Genomic DNA, 20,419 nt, shown 5'->3' with positions numbered 1-20,419 from the left:
GCTCCTCGCGCGAGCGCTCGGTCACTACGCCCTCGCCTTCTCGACCAGCTCGTACGTCTCGATGACGTCGCCTTCCTTGATGTCGGAGTACGTCAAGGTCAGACCGCATTCGTAACCGTCGCGGACCTCGGTGACGTCCTCCTTCTCGCGGCGCAGCGACGACACGGTGAGGTTCTCGGCGACCACGACGTTGTCGCGCAGCAGGCGCGCCTTGGCGTTGCGCCGCATGATGCCCGACTGGACGAGGCAGCCGGCGATGTTGCCGACCTTCGACGACCGGAAGATCGCCCGGATCTCGGCGCGGCCGAGCTCGCGCTCCTCGTAGATCGGCTTGAGCATGCCCTTGAGCGCGCTCTCGATCTCGTCGATGGCCTGGTAGATCACCGAGTAGTACCGGATCTCCACGCCCTCGCGGTTGGCCAGCTCGGTCGCCTTGCCCTCGGCACGGACGTTGAAGCCGATGATGATCGCGTCCGACGCCGACGCCAGGTTGACGTTGGTCTCGGTGACACCGCCGACGCCGCGGTCGATGACGCGCAGTTCCACCTCGTCGTCGACCTGGATGCCCAGCAGGGCCTCCTCGAGCGCCTCGACCGTACCGGCGTTGTCGCCCTTGAGGATCAGGTTCAGCTGGCTGGTTTCCTTCAGCGCCGAATCCAAGTCCTCCAGGCTGATCCGCTTGCGGGTGCGGGCGGCCAGCGCGTTGCGCTTGCGCGCGCTGCGCCGGTCGGCGATCTGCCGTGCGATGCGGTCCTCGTCGACGACCAGGAAGTTGTCACCGGCGCCGGGCACTGATGTGAACCCGATGACCTGCACCGGCCGTGACGGCAGCGCCTCGGTGACGTCCTCGCCGTGTTCGTCGACCATGCGGCGGACGCGGCCGTAAGCGTCGCCCGCGACCACCGAGTCGCCGACCCGCAGCGTGCCGCGCTGGATGAGCACGGTCGCCACCGGGCCGCGGCCCCGGTCCAGATGCGCCTCGATCGCGACGCCCTGGGCCTCCATGTCGGGGTTGGCCCGCAGGTCCAGCGACGCGTCGGCGGTCAGGATGACGGCTTCCAGCAGCGCCTCGATGTTGGTGCCCGCCTTGGCGGAGATGTCGACGAACATCGTGTCGCCGCCGTACTCCTCGGGCACCAGCCCGTACTCGGTGAGCTGACCACGGATCTTGGAAGGGTCGGCGCCCTCCTTGTCGATCTTGTTGACCGCGACCACGATCGGCACATCGGCGGCTTGGGCGTGGTTGACCGCCTCCACCGTCTGCGGCATCACGCCGTCGTCGGCTGCGACCACCAGGATCGCGATGTCGGTGGCCTTCGCGCCGCGGGCACGCATGGCGGTGAACGCCTCGTGGCCCGGGGTGTCGATGAACGTGATGGGCCGCTCGTTGCCGTCCAGATCGACGGTGACCTGGTAGGCGCCGATGTGCTGGGTGATGCCGCCGGCCTCGCCCTCGCGGACGGTGGCGTTGCGGATCGTGTCCAGCAGGCGGGTCTTGCCGTGGTCGACGTGACCCATGACGGTGACGACCGGCGGCCGGAACTCGAGGTCCTCCTCGCCGCCCTCGTCCTCGCCGTAGGACAGGTCGAAGGACTGCAGCAGCTCGCGGTCCTCGTCCTCCGGGGACACGACCTGCACGACGTAGTTCATCTCGCTGCCGAGCAGCTCGAGGGTCTCGTCGCCGACGGACTGTGTCGCGGTCACCATCTCACCGAGGTTGAACAGCGCCTGGACCAGCGAGGCCGGGTTGGCGTTGATCTTCTCGGCGAAATCGCTCAGCGACGCGCCGCGGGCCAGCCGGATCGTCTCGCCGTTGCCGTGCGGGAGCCGCACGCCGCCGACGACCGGGGCCTGCATGTTCTCGTATTCGGCCCTTTTCGCGCGCTTCGACTTGCGACCACGCTTCGGGGCGCCGCCGGGACGGCCGAAGGCGCCTGCGGCGCCGCCGCGCTGACCGGGACGGCCACCGCCGCCACCGGGACGACCGCGGAATCCACCGCCTGCAGCGGCACCGCCGCCACCGCCGGCACCGCCACCGCGGTAGTTACCGCCACCGCCACCGCCGCCGGGACGGCCGACGCCGCCGGGTGCAGGGCGCGGGCCGCCACCGGGGCGAGGGCCGCCACCGGGGCGCGGGCCCTGTCCGGGACGCGCGCCGGCCGGGCGCGGCGGCATGTTGCCGGGCGTAGCGCCGGGGCGGGGGCCGCCACCGGGGCGGGGGCCGCCGGCACCGGGGCCGGACCGGGGCCCGCCCGGACCCTGCGGCCTGGGCGCCGGCCGCTCGACCGGTTGCTGCGAAGAGAAGGGGTTGTTGCCCACGCGAGGAGTCCTCGGCGCGGGCTTCGGGGCGCCCGGCCGGGGACCGCCGGGACCCGGACGCGGTCCGGGGGTCGGGGTGGGCCGTGCCGACGGTGCCGCGGGGGTCGCCTGCGGGGCCGCGGCAGCCGGGCTGGGCGGTGCGGCCGGGGGCTGCGCCGGCGCGGCCGGCGGTGCCGGAGGCGCAGGCGGTGCGGCCGGTGCCGCGGGCTGCTGGACTACGGGAGGGCCGGGCTTGGGCGCCGGCCGGCTCTGCGGCGCGGCCGGCTTGGCCGCGGCTGCTGCGGAGCCGTTTCCGCCGGCGGCACCGGCGGACTTGTCCGGCTTGGATCCGCCGAACGATTCACGCAGCCGGCGCGCGACGGGAGCCTCCACCGTCGAGGACGCCGACTTGACGAATTCACCCTGCTCACTGAGCCGGGCGAGCACTTCCTTACTCGTGACACCGAGTTCCTTAGCCAACTCGTGCACGCGGGCCTTACCTGCCACTACATCTCCTGTCTGGGAGGCGACAGCGGTGGTAGGCGCCGCGCCTCGGTTTAGCTATGACGCATGGTCATCGGGACTTCACGGTGTGCTCATGTTCTTCGCTTACCTGTTCTCTAGCCCGAGTGTGTCGTGGCGCCCCCGGTCGGGAACGCGTCGGACAACGCGGTGATGTCCGGTGAACCGGTGATCCGTAGCGCTCGGCTGAACGCCCGCCGCCGAACTGCGGCTTGCAGGCAACCCGGATCGGGGTGCAGCCAAGCGCCCCGCCCAGGAAGCCGTCTCGCTTCGTCAACGGTCACGGCGTGCTCGCCATTCCCGGAGTCGACAGCGACAACCCGGAGCAAATCGACGGCCAGCTCTCGTTTCCGGCATCCGATGCAGGTCCGCACCGGTGCACCCGAGGGTTTGACGGTGTTTTTCCGCATCCGAGCCGATGTCTCGCGCTGGACCACGGCTGAGTCTACCGTCACCGCAGTGCTGAGAGGAAAACCGGTGCGCAATGGCCAGTGGTGTCGGCTCAGTGTTCGCCGGACCGTTCGCCGGACCTCTCCGGTCGCGGCGCGTGCGCGGACGGGCCGGGATGCCCTTCGGCCGCCGCATCGTCGCTGCGGATGTCGATGCGCCAGCCGGTCAGCCGCGCCGCCAGGCGCGCGTTCTGACCTTCCTTGCCGATCGCCAGGGACAGCTGGAAGTCCGGCACGATGACCCGCGCCGCCCGTGCGGCCTCGTCGATCACCGTCACCGAGACCACCTTGGCCGGCGAGAGCGCGTTGGCAACGAACCGGGCGGGGTCCTCGTCGTAGTCGATGATGTCGATCTTCTCGCCGGACAACTCGCTCATTACGTTGCGCACCCGCTGCCCCATCGGCCCGATGCAGGCGCCTTTGGCGTTGAGCCCGGGCGCCCTGGACGCGACGGCGATCTTGGAGCGGTGCCCTGCCTCCCGCGCCACCGCGACGATCTCCACCGAGCCGTCGGCGATCTCGGGCACCTCCAGCGAGAACAACTTGCGCACCAGGTTCGGGTGCGTCCGCGACAGCGTGATGAGCGGTTCCCTGGCCCCGCGGGTCACCCCGACGACGTAGCAGCGCAGTCGGTCGCCGTGCTCGTAGCTCTCACCGGGCACCTGTTCGGCGGCCGGAATCACGCCCTCGGAACCCTTGGTCTCGCTACCCATCCGCACCACCACCAGACCGCGGGCATTGGCGCGGGCATCGCGCTGGATCACCCCGGCGACGATGTCACCCTCGCGGGCCGAGAACTCGCCGTAGTTCTTTTCGTTCTCGGCGTCGCGCAGGCGCTGCAGGATCACCTGCCGAGCCGTGGTCGCCGCGATCCGGCCGAAACCCTCAGGGGTGTCGTCCCATTCGTGCAGCACATTGCCGTCTTGATCGGTCTGCCTGGCCATGACCTTGACCACGCCGGTCTTGCGGTCGATGTCGATGCGGGCGTCGGGCTCGTGGCCTTCGGTGTGCCGGTAGGCCGTCAGCAGCGCCGTCTTGATGGTGTCGACCACCACGTCGACGGTGATTCCTTTGTCGGCTTCGATGGCATGCAGGGCCGCCATGTCGATGTTCATGCTCAGGCTTCCTCTCCGGAGACGCCGGCCAGCTCCAGCTCCCGTGGGTTCGGCGGCGAAAACTCCACCTGGACAACAGCTTCGGCGATCGAGTCGATCGCGATGTCGCGGACCGTCAGGTTGTTCCGGGCCTCACGCACGACGACCCCGACGGTGCCGTCGCCGACGCGGCCGATGCGGCCGGTCAGCGTCGAGCCGTCGACCAGCGCGATCCGGGCGAGCCGGCCCTGCGCTCTGCGGTAGTGCTTCTCGGTGGTCAGCGGGCGGTCCACCCCAGGTGACGTCACCTCGAGCACGTAGGGTGCGGTGTCGAGATCGTCGAGTAGCGCGGACGCCGTGCGGGACAGTTCGGCGATCGAATCGAGGTCCAGGCCCCGATCACTGTCGGTGACGACGGTGATGCGCGGCGGACGCGCGGCGGTGTCGATGACCACGTCCTCGATGTCGTATCCGGCGCGCGCGAATTCGCCGTCGAGCAGTTCGACCACCTGTCGTTGCGACGGTAATCCCGCAGACCGCTCCGCCACGGCGAGCTCCTCGTCTTGAGTTGTCCGGACACGGCCCGCAGGAAGGGCTCCTGCGAATCCGACACCCCACGATACGCCAGCGCCGAGGGGTCAAGGACCGAAAGCACGCGGCACCGGGACGGGGTGGCAGGATGTGGTCGTGCCGAGCCAGCCGCCGACCGTCAGCCGTCGACGTGTGCTCGTCGGTACGGCCGCCCTGGCCGCCTTGGGTGTCGGCGCTGCGGCCTGCGGCGCCCCGTCGCCTCCCCCTGACCTCGACGATCTCACCACCGCACTGGACCGGGCCCGCTCCGACAGCCGGCTCGCCGGCGACCTCGCCACCACGTCGCGCGGACAGCTCGCCGACGCGCTGACAGAGGTCGCCGCGCAGCGCTCGGCGCACGCCGAGGCGCTGGCCGAGGAGATCGTGCGCATGACCGGGCAGGCCGCCCCGACCACCAGCGCCACCGCCACGACGACGTCGACCCCGGCGTCGGTGCCCGAACCGCGGGTCGACGACGTGATCGGCGCGCTACGCACGTCGGCTGACAGCGCCGCGGCCGCGGCCGGCGCGCTGTCCGGATACCGGGCCGGACTGCTGGCGTCCATCGCCGCCTCCTGCACGTGCGCCTACACCGTCGCCCTGGCCGGCGCGGGGGGTGCGCGATGACCTCACCCCGCCCGGACGCGCCGTCGCGGCCCGACGACGCGGCCGACGGCGCGCTGTTCGACGCCCTGGCCACCGAGCACGCCACCATCTACGGGTACGGCCTGGTGTCCGCGCACTCGACTCCGGAGGTGAACTACCTGGTCTCGGACGCGATGGCAGAGCATCGCAAGCGGCGCGAAGCGGCCGTCGCCCTCCTGGAGGAGCGCGGGGTCGAGCCCGCCCTGCCCGCGGCCGGCTACCGGATGCCGTCGGAGGTGGACACACCGAAGGACGCGGTCAACCTCGCGATCACGATGGAGGAGGACGCCGCGGTGGCCTGGCGCGCCGTTGTCGAGCAGGCCACCGACCAGGACGTCCGAGCCTTCGGCGTGACCGCACTGACCGAATGCGCGATCACCGCCGCACGGTGGCGCACGATCCGCGGAGACACCTCGGTCACCGTCGCGTTCCCCGGCGGAACCGAATAGAGCCTCCCGTCACGCCCCGGCGAGCGCGGCGCTGATCAGCTCGGCCGCCTCCGCCGCGGGGATCTCGCGCTTGTCGCCGCCGAAACGGTCCCGCAGCTCGACCACCCCGTCGGCCCATCCGCGGCCCACCACGACGATCCACGGCACCCCGAGGAGTTCGGCGTCCTTGAACTTCACCCCCGGCGAGGCCGTGCGGTCGTCGAGCAGCACCTCGACACCGCGCCGGTCGAGTTGAGCGGCCAGTTCGGTGGCGCCGGTGCGCGCGTCGGCGTCCTTGTTGGCGATCACCACGTGCACGTCGAACGGCGACACCGACGACGGCCAACGCAGGCCGAGTTCGTCGTGGTGCTGTTCGGCGATCACCGCGACCAACCGCGACACCCCGATGCCGTACGAGCCCATGGTCAGCCGCACCGGTTTGCCGTCCTCGCCGAGCACGTCGGCGCTGAACGCATCGGCGTATTTGCGACCCAGCTGGAACACGTGACCGATCTCGATGCCGCGCGCGGCGACCAGCGGCCCGGCGCCGTCCGGGGACGGGTCACCCTCGCGGACCTCGGCGGCCTCGATGGTGCCGTCGGGGGTGAAGTCGCGGCCGGCGACCAGGTCGACGTAGTGCTTGCCCGACTCGTCGGCGCCGGTGATCCAGGAGGTGCCGTCCACCACCCTCGGATCGACCAGGTAGCGAACACCGTTGGCCAACAGCGCCTTCGGGCCGATGTAGCCCTTCACCAGGAACGGGTAGCGGGCGAAGTCGGCGTCGTCGAGCATCGCGTACTCGGCCGGTTCCAGCGCCGCACCGAGGCGTTTGTCGTCGACCTCGCGGTCGCCGGGCACCCCGACGGCGAGCAGTTCCCAGTCCCCGCCCGGCTCCCGCACCTTCATCAGCACGTTCTTCAACGTGTCAGCGGCGGTGACGGCCCGCCCGGAGAAGCTCGGCAGGTTCGCGCCGTTGGCCCAGTCGACCAGCGCGGCGATGGTCGGGGTGTCGGGTGTGTCGTGGGCGACGGCGTCGGGCAGGCCGTCGAAAGGGATCGGTTCGGGCGCGGTGGTGATGACGGCCTCCACGTTGGCCGCGTAGCCGGACTGCACGCAGCGCACGTAGGTGTCCTCACCGACCTCGCTTTCGGCCAGGAACTCCTCCGAGGCGCTGCCGCCCATCGCCCCGGACACCGCGGAGACGATCACGTAGCGAACCATCAACCGGTCGAAAATCCGTTGATAGGCCTCGCGGTGGGCGATGTAGGCGTTCTTGAGGCCGGCGTCGTCGATGTCGAACGAGTACGAGTCCTTCATCAGGAACTCGCGGCCGCGCAGGATGCCGGCACGCGGCCGCGCCTCGTCACGGTACTTGTTCTGGATCTGGTACAGCCGCAGCGGGAAATCCTTGTACGACGAGTACTCACCCTTGACGGTGAGGGTGAACATCTCTTCGTGGGTGGGCCCGAGCAGGTAGTCGTTGGCGCGGCGGTCCTGCAGCCGGAACAGGGTGTCGCCGTACTCGGTCCAGCGGTTGGTGGTCTCGTAGGGCGCACGCGGCAGCAGTGCCGGGAAGAGGATCTCCTGTCCCCCGATGGCGTCCATCTCGTCGCGGACGATTTTCTCGATCTTGCGCAGCACCTTCAGTCCGAGAGGCAGCCAGCTGTACAGGCCGGGGCCGACCGGCCGGACGTATCCGGCCCGGATGAGCAGCTTGTGGCTCGGGACTTCGGCGTCGGCCGGGTCGTCGCGCAGCGTGCGCAGGAACAGCTCGGACATGCGGGTGATCACAGGCGAACACCTTACTGACCCCGCACCTTCCGGCGGATTTCGGGACTTAGAGCTCCCCCGCGTCGATCGCGTCCTTGACTTCCTGGGCGTGCGCGACCTGCTCGGCGGTGTACTTGATGAACAGCGCCGCCCCGCCGACGACGATCGCGACCGCGGCCACCCACAGCAGGCCGTAGGCGTAGCCCTGATCCAGGGCGTGCAGCTGCGCGGGGTTCATGTCTTTGACCGGGCCGGTGGTGCCGCCGAGGTACAGCGTGCGCGACGTGATGACCGCCTGGATGATCGCGAGCACCACGGGACCGCCGAGGTTCTGCAGCATCAGCGCGATCGCCGACACCGGGCCGATCTGGTCGAAGCCGACGCCGGCGATCGCCGAGATCATCAGCGGCACGACGATCATGCCGATACCGAAGCCGCCGATCGTGATGGGCAGCACCAGATTCGGGAAGTACGGGATTCCGGCGTCCAGGGTCGAGCCGTAGAGCATCGCGGCCAGAACCAGGACGCCGCCGCCGATCACGAGCACCCGGGGCGGGAACTTCGACACCAGCGCCGAGGACAAGCCCAGCCCGATGCCGAGTGCGATCACGAACGGGATGAAGCCGACGCCCGCCTTCAGCGCGCTATAGCCCATGATGTCCTGCACGTACAACCCGATGGTCACGGTCAGGGTGAACATCACGCCGCCGGCGAGGAAGATGGCCGCGAACGTGGCGACCCGGTTGCGGTCGTGGAACAGCTCGAACGGCACGACCGGGTTTTCGGCGGTGCGCTCGACCCACAGGAATGCGAGCAGGCAGCCGACGGCGGCGACGCCCGAGGCGATGGTCACCGGCGAGACCCAGCCGGCCTCCGGGCCCATCGAGAACGCGAACACCGCCGCGGTGCAGCCCATGGTGGCCAGCAGGGCGCCGGCCGCGTCGAGCTTCAGGCGCTCGCGGTTGGTCTCGCGCAGAGTCTTGCGGGCCAGATAGATCATGATCAGCCCGATCGGCACGTTCACCAGGAACGCCAGCCGCCAGGACACCTCGGTCAGCGCGCCGCCGACCACCAGGCCCATCACCGAGCCGACGCCGGTCATCGCGGCGAACACCGCGGTGGCCGCGTTGCGTGCGGGGCCCTTCGGGAACGTTGTGGCGATCAGCGCCAGCGCTGTCGGCGACGCGATCGCCGCGCCCACCCCCTGCAGCAGCCGGGCGATGACCAGGGTGGCCTCGTCCCATGCGATGCCGCACAGGATCGAGGCGATGGTGAACAGCGTGACGCCGACGATGAAGGTGCGCTTGCGGCCGATGGTGTCGCCGAGTCGGCCACCGAGCAGCATCAGGCCGCCGAAGGTCAGCACATAGGCGGTGATGACCCAGCTGCGGCCCGCGTCGGAGAGGTTGAGTTCATCCTGAATCTTCGGCAGTGCGACGATGGCGATGGTGCTGTCCATCGTGGCCAACAGCTGCATGCCGCCGATCGCGATGACCGCGGCGATGAAGCGCCGCGACGGCAACCATGCCGGTGTCTTGCCAACTCGTGCTCCGTCGCCTCCGCGGCCGCCGGCCGTCTCACCCGTCCCCGTGACGCGGGCGGGCAGGGCTCGCTTCGGGGCCCGCTCCGAGCCCCGCTTGTCCCTGCCCTCTGCATCACGTCGGATGGCGGCACGCTCCGCATCGTTGAGAGCCGTCATAACGGGCTACCCTACAGTAATATTAAGAATCCTCTAAGCCCCGAAGCCGGCCACAGCGCCGATCACGATGATCGCCGGGGGCCTGATGCCGTCGGACCGGATCCGCTCAGGGGCGTCGGCGAGCGTCGCTCGCAAAGTCCGCTGCGCGGCGGTCGTGCCGTGCTGAACCACCAGAACCGGCGTATTCGCTGGTCTGCCGCCTCTTAGCAGCACTTCCACGAACTGTTCGATCCGTTCCACAGCCATCAGCAAAACGATGGTGCCGCTCATCGCGGCCAGCGCATCCCAATTCACTAACGATTCGGGGTGGTCCGGCGCAACATGGCCGCTGACCACCACGAACTCGTGGGTCAGACCGCGGTGCGTGACCGGTATCCCGGCCAGCGCGGGGACCGCTATGGCACTGGTCACACCCGGTACGACGGTGACCGGAACCCCGGCTTCGGCGCACGCGATCACCTCTTCGTACCCGCGGGCGAACACGAACGGGTCGCCACCTTTGAGCCGGACGACGAACTTGCCCTCCCGGGCCCGCGCGACGAGCACCTCGTTGATCGCGTCCTGCGCCATCGCGCGCCCGTACGGGATCTTGGCCGCGTCGATCACCTCGACCTCGGGCGAGAGCTCGGAGAGCAGGTCCTGCGGGGCGAGCCGGTCGGCGACCACGACGTCGGCATGCGCGAGCAGCCTGCGGCCCCGCACGGTGATCAGCTCGGGATCCCCGGGTCCCCCGCCGACCAGAGCGACGGTGCCCTTCGTCACCCCCGGCGCCGCCGAGCTGTCCACCCCGATCAAGCCCTGCGCAAGGGCCTCGTGAATCGCGGTGCGGATGCCGGCGGAGCGACGGTGCTCGCCGCCGGCCAGCACGCCGACGGACAGACCCTCGTAGTCGAAGGTCGCCGGCGTGACGGCGGTGCCCTCGACCGCGACGTCGGCGCGCACGCAGAACACATGCCTGCGCTCGGCCTCGGACACGATCGCGGCGTTCACCGCGGGGTCGTCGGTGGCGGCGATCACATACCAGGCGCCCTCCAGGTCGCCTTCACGAAACTCGCGCAGCGTCAGCGTGATTCCGTCGATGGCCTCGACCGCCGGGGTGGCGGCCTTGGTGATGACGTGGACGTCGGCGCCGCTGGCGACCAGCAGCGGCAGGCGCCGCTGCGCGACGGTGCCCCCGCCCACGACGACGACCTTCTTGCCGGCCAGACGAAGGCCCACCAGATAGGCGTTCTCGGAACTCACACTGCTCCTCGCGTCCGCCGAACTCACCCGGCGAGCTTAGAGGTTGCCGCGGCCGCGACGAAGCGGGCGACTGCCTGCGGGTGCGCGGCAGGGTGGGTGTGCAGATAGCCGGCGTGCACCCCGCCGAGCACCGCGCCGTCCTCGACCGGGCGTCCACCGCGGCCCGCGTAGCGCCATGCGGGTGTCCGGTCGGAGGCGAATTTCACTGTGGTCCGGTGGAATTCGTGACCGACCACCCGGTCTCCGACGGCGTGCAGCGACGAGTCCGCGACCGCCACCGCGTCACGGTAACCCAGCGTCAGCGAGTCGGTGAACGCCGCCGATCCGGACACCACGCCGCACATCGGGTGTCCGTCGAGGTCGTTCACCAGGTAGGTCAGGCCGGCGCATTCGGCGTGCACGGGGGCGCCGCGCCCGGCCAGCGCCCTGATCTGCGCCCGCACGGGTTCGTTGGCCGACAGCTGCGGCCCGAACTCCTCGGGGAACCCGCCGGGCAGCACCAGCGCCGCGCAGCCCTCGGGCAACGGCTCCGCCAGCGGGTCGAAGTCCACCACATCAGCTCCCGAAGCGGTCAGGATCTCGCGGTGCTCGGCGTATCCGAAGGTGAACGCCCGGCCCGCCGCGAGCGCGACGGTGACCCGCTCGGTCGGCGCGCACTGGGACGGGGTCCACGACGGACCGTCGACTCGGCTGGCGGCGACGGCGACGACGGCGTCGAGGTCGACGTGGCGGGCCACCAGCTCCGTCATCGCGGCGACCGCGGCGGTGGCCCGGCGGCCGTGTTCGACGGCGGTGACCAGGCCGAGGTGGCGCGACGGGACGGCGAGTTCGTCGGCGCGCGGGATGGAGCCGAGCACCGGCACCCCGGCCTGCTCACACGCTTGGCGCAGCACGTCGTCGTGGCGGGGCGAGCCGACCCGGTTGAGGATCACCCCGGCCAGCCGCACGGACCGGTCGAACGTGGCGAAACCGTGCAGCAGTGCGGCGATGCTGTGACTCTGGCCCCGCGCATCGACCACGAGCACCACGGGAGACCCGAGCAGCCCCGCCACGTGTGCGGTGGAGCCCCGGGCCGGGCCGGCAGCGATGTCGGCGATGCGGCCGTCGAACAGTCCCATCACCCCCTCGACCACCGCGATGTCGGCGTCGTCGCTGCCGTGCCGGTACAGCGGCCCGATCAGCGGCTCGCCGACCAGCATCGGGTCGAGGTTGCGGCCCGGCCGGCCGGTTGCCAGCGCGTGATAGCCCGGGTCGATGAAGTCGGGTCCGACCTTGAACGGCGCCACCCGGCGGCCGGCCCGGCCCAGCGCGCCCATCAGCCCGGTGGCCACGGTCGTCTTCCCGCTGCCGGAAGCCGGCGCGGCGATCACGACGGCCGGGGTGCTCACGCGCCGCTCCCCCACCTGCGCGAGCGTGCGTGTCTGCGGGCGACACTCCGCGGAAACTCCGAATATTGCGCACGCTCGGCGGCGGTACCACCGGTTGGGCGACACGCGTGCGCCGCGCTGGGACGAACCTGCGTTGATGGCGGGTGAGTGAGAGAGGCCGACCAACGTGCGCCGGCGCGGGACGAGTACAAGCTGAAACCGAACGAGCGTGCGCCGAATGCGGTGCGAGTGTGCGCTTTCTTCGGGAAATGCACGGCGTGTCGGTCGCAGACACGCACGCTCGCGCAGGGGGGGACGGCGCTCACCACTCGATGCCCTTCTGGCCCTTGCGGCCGGCGTCCATCGGGTGTTTGACCTTGGTCATCTCCGTGACCAGATCGGCCGCGTCGAGCAGCTTCTGCGGCGCGTCGCGGCCGGTGATCACCACATGCTGGGTGCCGGGACGGGCCGTTAGCGTGGCGACCACCTCATCGACGTCCACCCAGCCCCACTTGAGTGGATAGGTGAATTCGTCGAGCACATAGAAGTCGTGGCGCTCCTCGCCGAGGCGGCGCGCGATCTCGGCCCAGCCGTCCGCCGCCGCGGCTGCGTGGTCCACCTCGGAACCCGCCTTGCGCGTCCACGACCAGCCGGCGCCCATCTTGTGCCATTCCACCGGACCGCCGACCCCGCGCTCGTCGTGCGCGCGGCCGAGTTCGCGCAACGCGGTCTCTTCGCCGACCTTCCACTTCGCGCTCTTGACGAACTGGAACACCGCGATGTCGAAGCCCTGGTTCCACGCGCGCAGCGCCATTCCGAACGCGGCCGTCGACTTACCCTTGCCCGGCCCGGTGTGCACCGCCAGCAGCGGAGCGTTGCGCCGCGCGCGGGTGGTCAGGCCATCGTCGGGAACAGTCAGCGGTTGCCCCTGTGGCATCGCGCCACCTCCTATGCAGCGCCCCGGTCGGCCTGCGCCTTGACCAGGGAGGTGAGATTGTCGGCCCGCAGTTCGGCCAGCCGCACCGCCGGCGCGCCGAGCTGACGAGCCAGCTCCTGTGCCAGATCGAGCCTGATGTAGGACGTCTCGCAGTCGACGACCACCGCGGCCGCGCCTTCGGCGACGAGCCGGGCCGCCGCGGTCCGCGCGCGCCCCAGCGGGTCCGGCCCGCCGGTCGCGCGGCCGTCGGTCAGCACCACGACCAGACTGCGACGGGCGCGGTCCCTGGCACGTTCCCGGACCACCATGTCGCGTGCCGCGAGCAGCCCCTGCCCCAGGGGTGTCCGGCCGCCGGTGTCGAAGCGCGAAAGCCGCCGGCTCGCGATGTACACCGACGACGTCGGCGGCAGCAGCACACTGGCGTCCTGGCCGCGAAACGTGATGACCGCGACCTTGTCCCGGCGTTGGTAGGCATCCCGCAGCAGCGACAGGGTGGCACCCGCGACGGCCGACATCCGGTCCCGCGCCGCCATCGACCCCGACGCGTCGACGACGAAGATCACCAGATTGCCCTCGCGTCCCTCCCGGACCGCGCGTCGGACGTCGTCGGGGGCGGGCCGCACCGCGCCGGGACCGGCTTGCCGGCCCGCGGCCGTGAGCAGCGTGGCGAACACGTGCATCCCGTGGCCGGCGTCCGGCTCGGCGGTCTCCGACACCACGGTGCCGGTCCGGTTGCGTGCCCGGGAGCGACGCCCGGGCGCCCCTTCGCCGACGCCGGGGACGACGAGAGCGCGGGTTTTGAAGGTGGTCGACGGCGGTGCGCTCTGGCGCGGCGGCGCACCTGAACGGCGTTGCTGCCCTTGACCATCAGAAGGCTGCTCAGACTCGGGAGCCCCGCCGCCGGACGGATCCGGGTCCGGCTCGGGATCCGGCTGCGCCTCTGCTGATTCGGCCGCCTGCTCCATGGCCTCGTCGAGCCGATCCTGGTCCAGTCCGGGATCATCGAACGGGTCGCGGCGGCGGCGGTGCGGCAGCGCGAGTTCGGCAGCCACACGGATGTCCTCTTCATCGACCGTCACGTCACCCGTCGTTTGGCTCGCCCCGGGGGTCGAACCGCGCCACGCCGCGTGGGCCACCGCGGTGCGAGCCACCACCAGGTCTGCGCGCATGCCGTCGACGTCGAAGGCCGCGCACAGTGCCGCGATGCGCCGTAACTCGCTGTCGGGCAACACCACTTCGGCGACCAACGCCCGTGCCGCCGCGATCCGGGCGGCCAGTTCGGCGTCCTCGGCGGCGTACCGGGCGGCGAACGCGGCCGGGTCTGCCTCGTAGGCCAGCCGGGCGCGGATCACTTCGGCACGGACATCGACGTCGCGCGACGCCGCCACGTCGACGGTGAGCCCGAACCGGTCGAGCAACTGCGGACGCAGTTCCCCCTCTTCGGGATTCATCGTGCCGATGAGCACGAACCGCGCGTCGTGGCTGTGCGAGACGCCGTCCCGTTCGATGTGCACCCGCCCCATCGCCGCGGCGTCCAGCAGCACGTCGACCAGATGATCGTGCAACAGGTTGACCTCGTCGACGTAAAGCACTCCGCGGTGTGCGCGCGCCAGCAGCCCCGGCGAGAACGCGTGTTCGCCGTCTCGCAACACCTTCTGCAGGTCCAGGGATCCGACGACCCGGTCCTCGGTGGCGCCGATCGGCAGTTCCACCAGCTGCCCGCCCTCGTCGCCGGCCGTCCTGAACGCAGCGGCCAGCACCTGCGCAAGGCCGCGCACCGCAGTCGACTTCGCGGTGCCCTTCTCCCCGCGGATCAGGACTCCACCGATGTCGGGCCGAACAGCGCACAGCATCAACGCCAGGCGAAGCCGGTCGTGGCCGACGACCGCGCTGAACGGGTAGATCGGAGGGGACGGATCCAACGAGATCACGGCTTCACCATCGGCACGTGCGGGATCCCGTCGTCGAGGAACTCGTCACCGTTGCGGACGAACCCGTGCCTGCCGTACATCTCCTCCAGGTAGGTCTGGGCGTTGATATGGCAGGGGAAGTCACCCACCTCGGCCAGCGCGGCCTGCAGGAGCCGGGCGGTGTGTCCGCGGCCGCGGTCACCGCGTTTGGTGCACACCCGGCCGATCCGGAACGCCTTCTGCCCAGCCGGATGTTCCTCCATCAGGCGTAATGTCGAAATAACTTCTCCTTCAGGGTTTTCCAGCCAGAAGTGGCGCGTCTCGGCAAGCAGATCCCGACCGTCGAGCTCAGGGTAGGGGGTGGCCTGCTCGACCACGAACACCTCCACGCGGAGCTTGAGCAACTCGTAGAGGGTCGCGGCGTCGAGGTCCTTAGCCCAGCTGCGGCGCAGCGCCACTGTCATCCGGTGGTCCCGGCTCAGACGGTCGCCGCGGTGGTCGGGGTGTGTTCGGTGCCCGCCGTCGATCCGTCGCCGGTGATCGCCGGGACACCGCTGGCCGGCTGGTCAAGCTTGAGCACCTTGGTCCCGTGCGCCCATATTTGCTCGAAAAGCGCAGGCTCATCGGATAATTGGACCCCAAGTGACGGAACCATCTCCTTGAGCTTGGGTTCCCAGCCGGCGTAGCGGTCGGCGAAGCACCGCTTCATCACGTCGAACATGGCGGGCACCGCGGTCGACGCGCCCGGCGACGCGCCGAGCAGGCCGGCGATGCTGCCGTCGGCCGCGGCGAGCACCGTGGTGCCGAATTCCAGCACCCCGCCCTTGCCCTTGGCCTTGCGGATCACCTGCACGCGCTGTCCGGCGATGACGAGTTCCCAGTCGGAATCCCTTGCGCTGGGTGCGAAGTCACGCAGGTTCTCGACGCGGGCCGACTCACTGAGCAGCAGCTGACCGATCAGGTACTTCAGCAGCCCCATCTCGGTGAGGCCCACACCCAGCATGGACACCAGGTTGTCGGGTTTGACCGAGAACGGCAGGTCGGTGATCTTGCCCTGCTTGAGGAACTTCGGCGACCACCCGGCGAACGGGCCGAACAGCAGCCACGACTTGTCGTTGATGACACGGGTATCGAGGTGGGGCACCGACATGGGCGGGGCACCCAGCGGTGGAAGACCGTAGACCTTGGCCTGGTGGGCCGCAGTCAGCACCGGGTTGTCGGTGCGCAGGAACTGGCCGCCGACCGGGAAGCCGCCGAACCCCTTGGCTTCCTTGATGCCGGCCTTCTGCAGCAGCGGCAGCGCGCCGCCGCCGGCACCCACGAACACGAACTTGGCGTTGATGGTGCGCTTCTGCCCGGTGCGGCGGTTGACGATCTTGACCGTCCACGAGCCGTCGGAGTCCTGGCTGAGGTTGCGTACCTCGTGGCCGAACAGCGTGGTCATCCCGTTCTGGGCCCCGAAACCGATGAGCTGGCGGGACAGCGCGCCGAAGTCGACGTCGGTGCCGTCCTGCGTCCAGTTCAGGCCGACGGGCTCGGAGAAGTCACGCTTCTCGGCCATCAGCGGCAGCCGGCGCGCGAACTCGGCGGGATCGTCGATGAACTCCATCGTCGCGAACAGCGGGTTGGTGACCAGCGCGTCGTAGCGCTTGCGCAGGTACTGCACATTGTCGGCCCCGCTGACGAAGCTGACGTGCGGGATCGGGTTGAGGAAGCTGCGCACGTCGGGCAGCACGCCGGTCTCGACGGCGTAGGACCAGAACTGCCGAGACACCTGGAACTGCTCGTTGACGTTGACCGCCTTGGCGATGTCGATCGAGCCGTCGGGACGCGCCGGCGTGTAGTTGAGCTCACACAGGGCGGAGTGGCCGGTGCCGGCGTTGTTCCACGGATCGCTGCTCTCGGCGGCCGCGCCGTCGAGGCGCTCGACCAACGTCATCGACCAGTTCGGCTCGACCAGCCGCAGCAGCGCGCTGAGGGTGGCGCTCATGATGCCCGCTCCGACCAGCAGGACGTCTGTCTTCTGTGGTTCTGACACCTTTTCGATGGTCCTTCGTGGTCGCTGCCCGTTGAACACGGCTTACCGGTGTTCAGGTTATCCCGCCGACCTCCGGCGTAACCCGCCGACCACTGCCCCGACCACTAGGGTGGCGAACGTGTCTGGATGGGTGCCCGACGTGCTGCCCGGATATTGGCAGCGCACCTTCGCGCTGGGCCCCGACCCGGACGGCGAGGGCGCGCTGGAGGCGACGCTGGTGCGCCGGGGTGACCCGGATCCGTCGGCACGGCATGCGGTGTTGATGGTGCATGGTTTCACCGACTACTTCTTCAACACCGAGTTCGCCGACCACCTCGCGGCCCGGGGGTTTCGCTTCTACGCACTCGACCTGCATAAATGCGGACGTTCGCACCGCGAGGGACAGACTCCGCACTTCACCACGGACCTGGCCCGCTACGACGTCGAGCTGCAGCGTTCGCTCGCCGCGATCACCGCCGAGGCCCCGGGCAGAGTGCTGGTGTACGGACACTCGGCGGGCGGCCTGGTGGTGTCGCTGTGGCTGCACCGGCTGCGTGCCCGGCAGCCTGCCGCGCACCGCAGCGTGTCCGGGCTGGTGCTCAACAGCCCGTGGCTGGACCTGCAGGGTCCCGCGATCCTGCGCACGCCGCCCACGACGGCGGCGTTGACGGCCATGCGCCGGCTGCGCAAGCACTCGGTGGTGCGACGTCCGAGCCAGGGCGGCTACGGCGCCACGCTGCACCGCGACTACTTCGGTGAGTTCGACTACAACCTGCAGTGGAAACCCGTCGGCGGTTTCCCGGTGAAGGCCGGCTGGATCCATGCCGTACGGCGGGCGCAGGCCAAGCTGCACCGCGGCCTCGACGTCGGCGTGCCCAACCTGATCCTGCGCTCGGACCGCAGTGTGCGCGAGGTCGCCGACCCGGAGCGGATCCAGCGCGGCGACGCGGTGCTCGACGTCAGGCAGATCGCCCGCTGGGCAGGGTGCATCGGCAACCGGACGACCATCGTGCCGATCACCGACGCCAAGCACGACGTGTTCCTGTCCCTGCCGGAACCGCGCCGGGCCGCCTACATCGAGCTGGACCGCTGGCTGGACTGGCATCTGACCGGAACCGCTGGTGGTACAACGAATTTCGACGAAAGAAGAGGCCATGGCTGACTTCGACATCGCCATCATCGGGACCGGCTCCGGGAGCTCGATCCTCGACGAGCGTTATGTCGACAAGCGGGTGGCGATCTGCGAGCAGGGCGTGTTCGGTGGCACCTGCCTGAACGTGGGATGTATCCCGACGAAGATGTTCGTCTACGCGGCCGGGGTCGCGCATCAGATCGTCGAGTCGAGCCGTTTCGGCGTGGACGGCCGCCTCGACGGCGTGCGCTGGCCCGACATCGTGTCGCGAATCTTCGGCCGCATCGACCCGCTGGCCAGCGGCGGTGAACACTACCGGCGCTCGTCGCCCAACGTGGAGGTCTTCGCCGCCCACACCCGGTTCGCTGGGCGCAGGACCGGTGACGGCTACCGGCTGCGCACCGACGACGGTGACGAGTTCACCGCCGATCAGGTGGTGATCGCGGCCGGCGCGCGCGCCACCGTGCCGCCGGCGATCGCCGAGTGCGGGGTCAGGTACCACACCAGCGACACCATCATGCGGATCTCGGAGCTGCCCGAACACCTCGTCATCGTCGGCGGCGGCTTCGTCGCCGCCGAGTTCGCGCACGTGTTCTCCTCGCTGGGATCACGGGTGACGATCGTGCTGCGCGGCACCACGATGCTCTCGCACTGCGATGACACCGTCTGCGAACGGTTCACCGACCTCGCAGGCAAGAAGTGGGAGATCCGCAGCCGGCGAAACATCGTGGCCGGCGAATCCGACAGCTCGGGGGTGCGTCTGCGCCTCGACGACGACTCGACTGTCCACGCCGACGCGCTGCTGGTGGCCACCGGCCGCGTCCCCAACGGCGATCTGCTCGACGCGCACCTCGCCGGCGTCGACGTCGTGGACGGCCGGGTGGTCGTCGACGAGTTCCAGCGCACCACGGCGCGCGACGTGTTCGCGCTCGGGGACGTCAGCTCCCCCTATCAGCTCAAGCACGTCGCCAACCACGAGGCCCGGGTGGTCAAGCACAACCTGCTGCAGAACTGGGACGACACCGACGCCCTGATGCCCGCCAATCACCGCCACGTCCCGTCAGCGGTGTTCACCGAGCCTCAGATCGCCTGCGTGGGGCTCACCGAGAACGAGGCGCGCGCAGCCGGGTATCGCATCCGCTCCAAGGTGCAGGACTACAGCGACGTCGCCTACGGGTGGGCGATGGAGGACTCGACCGGGTTCGCGAAGCTGATCGTCGACGACGAGACCGGGCTGCTGCTCGGCGCGCACATCATGGGGCATCAGGCGTCGTCGATCATTCAGCCGCTGATCCAGGCGATGACGTTCGACCTGCCCGCCCGGGACATGGCCCGCGGCCAGTACTGGATCCACCCGGCCCTGCCCGAGGTGGTCGAGAATGCGCTGCTGGCGCTGTGCGGCGAGCCGCCTTGGCCGCCGTCGAAGAGGCACTGAAGACGCGGCAGAAGAACCCGCCCGGGATCTCCCGATGACACCAGCGGCCGGCCTCAGGCGGCCACGACGTTCCTCAGGTAGCCGCGGTCGACCGCGACATCGACCAACAACTTGCGCAGCGCGCGACGGCCACGGTGCAGTCGCGACATGACCGTGCCGACCGGAACGTCGAGAATGTGCGCAATCTCCCTGTAGCGCAAACCTTCTACGTCGGCGTAGTACACCACCAGACGCTGGTCTTCACGCAATGCGCCGATGGCATCCCTGACCTCGTCGTCTCCGAGCGCCTCGAGTGCTGCGACCTCGGCTGACGGCAGGCCGGTGGACGAATGGCGCGCTTGTCCGGCGAACTGGGCGTCGGTGATGTCTTCGGACAGAAGCTCTTCCGGCCGGCACCGAGCCCTGCGGTAGGAGGTGATCCACGTGTTGGTCATGATCCGCAGCAGCCAGGCCCGCGTGTTCGTGCCGTCCTCGAAACGGTGGAATGCGCGGTACGCCTTGACCATCGTCTCCTGCACCAGGTCCTCGGCGTCTGCGGGGTTGCCGGTGTGGCGGACCGCGGCGCGGTAGAGCTGATCGAGCAACGGCAGCACGTCGCGCTCGAATCGTTTTCCGACCAGGTCCTCCTGCACGGTGTCTTCGGACTGTCGCGCCATGGGTGAAACCTCCAATTGGATTCTCCGACTGTTGAATCCACTCTATGGACGAAATACGCGGCCAAGCGGTTCACATAGGAACCACAAACATTTGAGATTCGTGTGAATAGGTTCGAGGGCCGCACATGCAGGTGCACATATGAGATCTCTATGAGGGTGGTGACGTACCGCGGCACGGCGGCGACAATGGTCGGGTGACATTTGCGCCGATCGAGGACCAGGGGCCCCGTCGCGCGATCCTGGGCAAG

The 20,419-nt window shown here is 69.8% G+C and carries 17 protein-coding genes; 4 read left to right on the top strand and 13 right to left on the bottom strand.

The features are described from left to right. Window positions 1-24: 24 nt before the first annotated feature. From infB to rimP, 4 genes are all read right to left on the bottom strand, one after another. Window positions 25-2,805: a translation initiation factor IF-2 gene (infB, locus tag ACTWP6_RS02900; protein ID WP_443186756.1), complete on the bottom strand. Its 2,781-nt coding sequence runs from the start codon at window positions 2,803-2,805 to the stop codon at window positions 25-27. A 113-nt stretch (window positions 2,806-2,918) separates the two neighbouring features. Then, the gene (locus ACTWP6_RS02895; RefSeq protein WP_396884386.1) at window positions 2,919-3,230 is read right to left on the bottom strand and encodes a YlxR family protein; all 312 of its coding nucleotides are present in this window, start codon (window positions 3,228-3,230) and stop codon (window positions 2,919-2,921) included. Between the two features lie 92 nt (window positions 3,231-3,322). Further along, entirely contained in the window at window positions 3,323-4,384 is a 1,062-nt protein-coding gene (gene nusA, locus ACTWP6_RS02890; protein WP_260751580.1) for a transcription termination factor NusA, read from the bottom strand. A 2-nt stretch (window positions 4,385-4,386) separates the two neighbouring features. Further along, window positions 4,387-4,911, bottom strand: a complete 525-nt coding sequence (gene rimP, locus ACTWP6_RS02885; protein ID WP_260751579.1) for a ribosome maturation factor RimP — start codon at window positions 4,909-4,911, stop codon at window positions 4,387-4,389. A 139-nt stretch (window positions 4,912-5,050) separates the two neighbouring features. Between rimP and ACTWP6_RS02880 the strand changes: the two genes are divergently transcribed. Together ACTWP6_RS02880 and ACTWP6_RS02875 are read left to right on the top strand one after the other, a co-directional pair. Beyond that, on the top strand, window positions 5,051-5,560 hold the full coding sequence (locus ACTWP6_RS02880; RefSeq protein ID WP_260751578.1) for a hypothetical protein: 510 nt from the start codon (window positions 5,051-5,053) through the stop codon (window positions 5,558-5,560). Continuing rightward, window positions 5,557-6,027: a ferritin-like domain-containing protein gene (locus tag ACTWP6_RS02875; protein WP_260751577.1), complete on the top strand. Its 471-nt coding sequence runs from the start codon at window positions 5,557-5,559 to the stop codon at window positions 6,025-6,027. Before ACTWP6_RS02880 ends, ACTWP6_RS02875 begins: the two co-directional genes overlap by 4 nt. Before the next feature lie 9 nt (window positions 6,028-6,036). Here ACTWP6_RS02875 and ACTWP6_RS02870 read toward each other — a convergent pair whose 3' ends face one another. The 8 genes from ACTWP6_RS02870 to mqo all read right to left on the bottom strand — a co-directional run bounded on the left by ACTWP6_RS02870 (window position 6,037) and on the right by mqo (window position 16,969). Further along, window positions 6,037-7,797 (bottom strand): proline--tRNA ligase, encoded by a 1,761-nt coding sequence (locus ACTWP6_RS02870; protein ID WP_260751576.1) that lies wholly within the window; start codon window positions 7,795-7,797, stop codon window positions 6,037-6,039. A 46-nt stretch (window positions 7,798-7,843) separates the two neighbouring features. Beyond that, the gene (locus ACTWP6_RS02865; RefSeq protein WP_260751575.1) at window positions 7,844-9,475 is read right to left on the bottom strand and encodes an MFS transporter; all 1,632 of its coding nucleotides are present in this window, start codon (window positions 9,473-9,475) and stop codon (window positions 7,844-7,846) included. A 33-nt stretch (window positions 9,476-9,508) separates the two neighbouring features. Beyond that, entirely contained in the window at window positions 9,509-10,717 is a 1,209-nt protein-coding gene (gene cobA, locus ACTWP6_RS02860; protein ID WP_260751574.1) for a uroporphyrinogen-III C-methyltransferase, read from the bottom strand. Window positions 10,718-10,740: 23 nt separating this feature from the next. Continuing rightward, on the bottom strand, window positions 10,741-12,105 hold the full coding sequence (locus ACTWP6_RS02855) for a cobyrinate a,c-diamide synthase (RefSeq protein WP_443186755.1): 1,365 nt from the start codon (window positions 12,103-12,105) through the stop codon (window positions 10,741-10,743). Window positions 12,106-12,406: 301 nt separating this feature from the next. Continuing rightward, the gene (gene cobO, locus ACTWP6_RS02850) at window positions 12,407-13,021 is read right to left on the bottom strand and encodes a cob(I)yrinic acid a,c-diamide adenosyltransferase (protein WP_260751572.1); all 615 of its coding nucleotides are present in this window, start codon (window positions 13,019-13,021) and stop codon (window positions 12,407-12,409) included. An 11-nt stretch (window positions 13,022-13,032) separates the two neighbouring features. Beyond that, on the bottom strand, window positions 13,033-14,874 hold the full coding sequence (locus ACTWP6_RS02845) for a VWA domain-containing protein (protein ID WP_260758055.1): 1,842 nt from the start codon (window positions 14,872-14,874) through the stop codon (window positions 13,033-13,035). A gap of 74 nt (window positions 14,875-14,948) precedes the next feature. Next, complete coding sequence (locus tag ACTWP6_RS02840; RefSeq protein WP_260751570.1) at window positions 14,949-15,395, bottom strand: GNAT family N-acetyltransferase; 447 nt, start codon at window positions 15,393-15,395, stop codon at window positions 14,949-14,951. 14 nt (window positions 15,396-15,409) lie between these two features. Then, entirely contained in the window at window positions 15,410-16,969 is a 1,560-nt protein-coding gene (mqo, locus tag ACTWP6_RS02835) for a malate dehydrogenase (quinone) (RefSeq protein WP_260751568.1), read from the bottom strand. A 118-nt stretch (window positions 16,970-17,087) separates the two neighbouring features. On the opposite strand from mqo, the gene ACTWP6_RS02830 reads away from it, so the two are divergent. Beyond that, window positions 17,088-18,110 (top strand): alpha/beta hydrolase, encoded by a 1,023-nt coding sequence (locus ACTWP6_RS02830; RefSeq protein WP_260751566.1) that lies wholly within the window; start codon window positions 17,088-17,090, stop codon window positions 18,108-18,110. Next, on the top strand, window positions 18,103-19,515 hold the full coding sequence (mtr, locus tag ACTWP6_RS02825) for a mycothione reductase (RefSeq protein ID WP_260751565.1): 1,413 nt from the start codon (window positions 18,103-18,105) through the stop codon (window positions 19,513-19,515). The genes ACTWP6_RS02830 and mtr overlap by 8 nt, the downstream gene beginning before the upstream one ends. Window positions 19,516-19,568: 53 nt before the next feature. Here mtr and ACTWP6_RS02820 read toward each other — a convergent pair whose 3' ends face one another. Then, the gene (locus tag ACTWP6_RS02820; protein ID WP_260751563.1) at window positions 19,569-20,171 is read right to left on the bottom strand and encodes a sigma-70 family RNA polymerase sigma factor; all 603 of its coding nucleotides are present in this window, start codon (window positions 20,169-20,171) and stop codon (window positions 19,569-19,571) included. Window positions 20,172-20,419: the final 248 nt, after the last annotated feature.

The organism is Mycobacterium sp. 4D054 (assembly GCF_052245755.1).
Taxonomy (GTDB): domain Bacteria; phylum Actinomycetota; class Actinomycetes; order Mycobacteriales; family Mycobacteriaceae; genus Mycobacterium.
This window is presented reverse-complemented; position numbering and strand designations above follow the sequence as displayed.

What these genes read in the sequence shown, in the direction of transcription:
- ACTWP6_RS02820 (WP_260751563.1), bottom strand. Translation starts at nt 20,171, where the DNA reads ATGGCGCGACAGTCCGAAGACACCGTGCAGGAGGACCTGGTCGGAAAA.
- cobO (WP_260751572.1), bottom strand. Translation starts at nt 13,021, where the DNA reads ATGCCACAGGGGCAACCGCTGACTGTTCCCGACGATGGCCTGACCACC.
- ACTWP6_RS02845 (WP_260758055.1), bottom strand. Translation starts at nt 14,874, where the DNA reads ATGCTGTGCGCTGTTCGGCCCGACATCGGTGGAGTCCTGATCCGCGGG.
- ACTWP6_RS02865 (WP_260751575.1), bottom strand. Translation starts at nt 9,475, where the DNA reads ATGACGGCTCTCAACGATGCGGAGCGTGCCGCCATCCGACGTGATGCA.
- ACTWP6_RS02840 (WP_260751570.1), bottom strand. Translation starts at nt 15,395, where the DNA reads ATGACAGTGGCGCTGCGCCGCAGCTGGGCTAAGGACCTCGACGCCGCG.
- ACTWP6_RS02895 (WP_396884386.1), bottom strand. Translation starts at nt 3,230, where the DNA reads ATGCGGAAAAACACCGTCAAACCCTCGGGTGCACCGGTGCGGACCTGC.
- ACTWP6_RS02875 (WP_260751577.1), top strand. Translation starts at nt 5,557, where the DNA reads ATGACCTCACCCCGCCCGGACGCGCCGTCGCGGCCCGACGACGCGGCC.
- mtr (WP_260751565.1), top strand. Translation starts at nt 18,103, where the DNA reads ATGGCTGACTTCGACATCGCCATCATCGGGACCGGCTCCGGGAGCTCG.
- nusA (WP_260751580.1), bottom strand. Translation starts at nt 4,384, where the DNA reads ATGAACATCGACATGGCGGCCCTGCATGCCATCGAAGCCGACAAAGGA.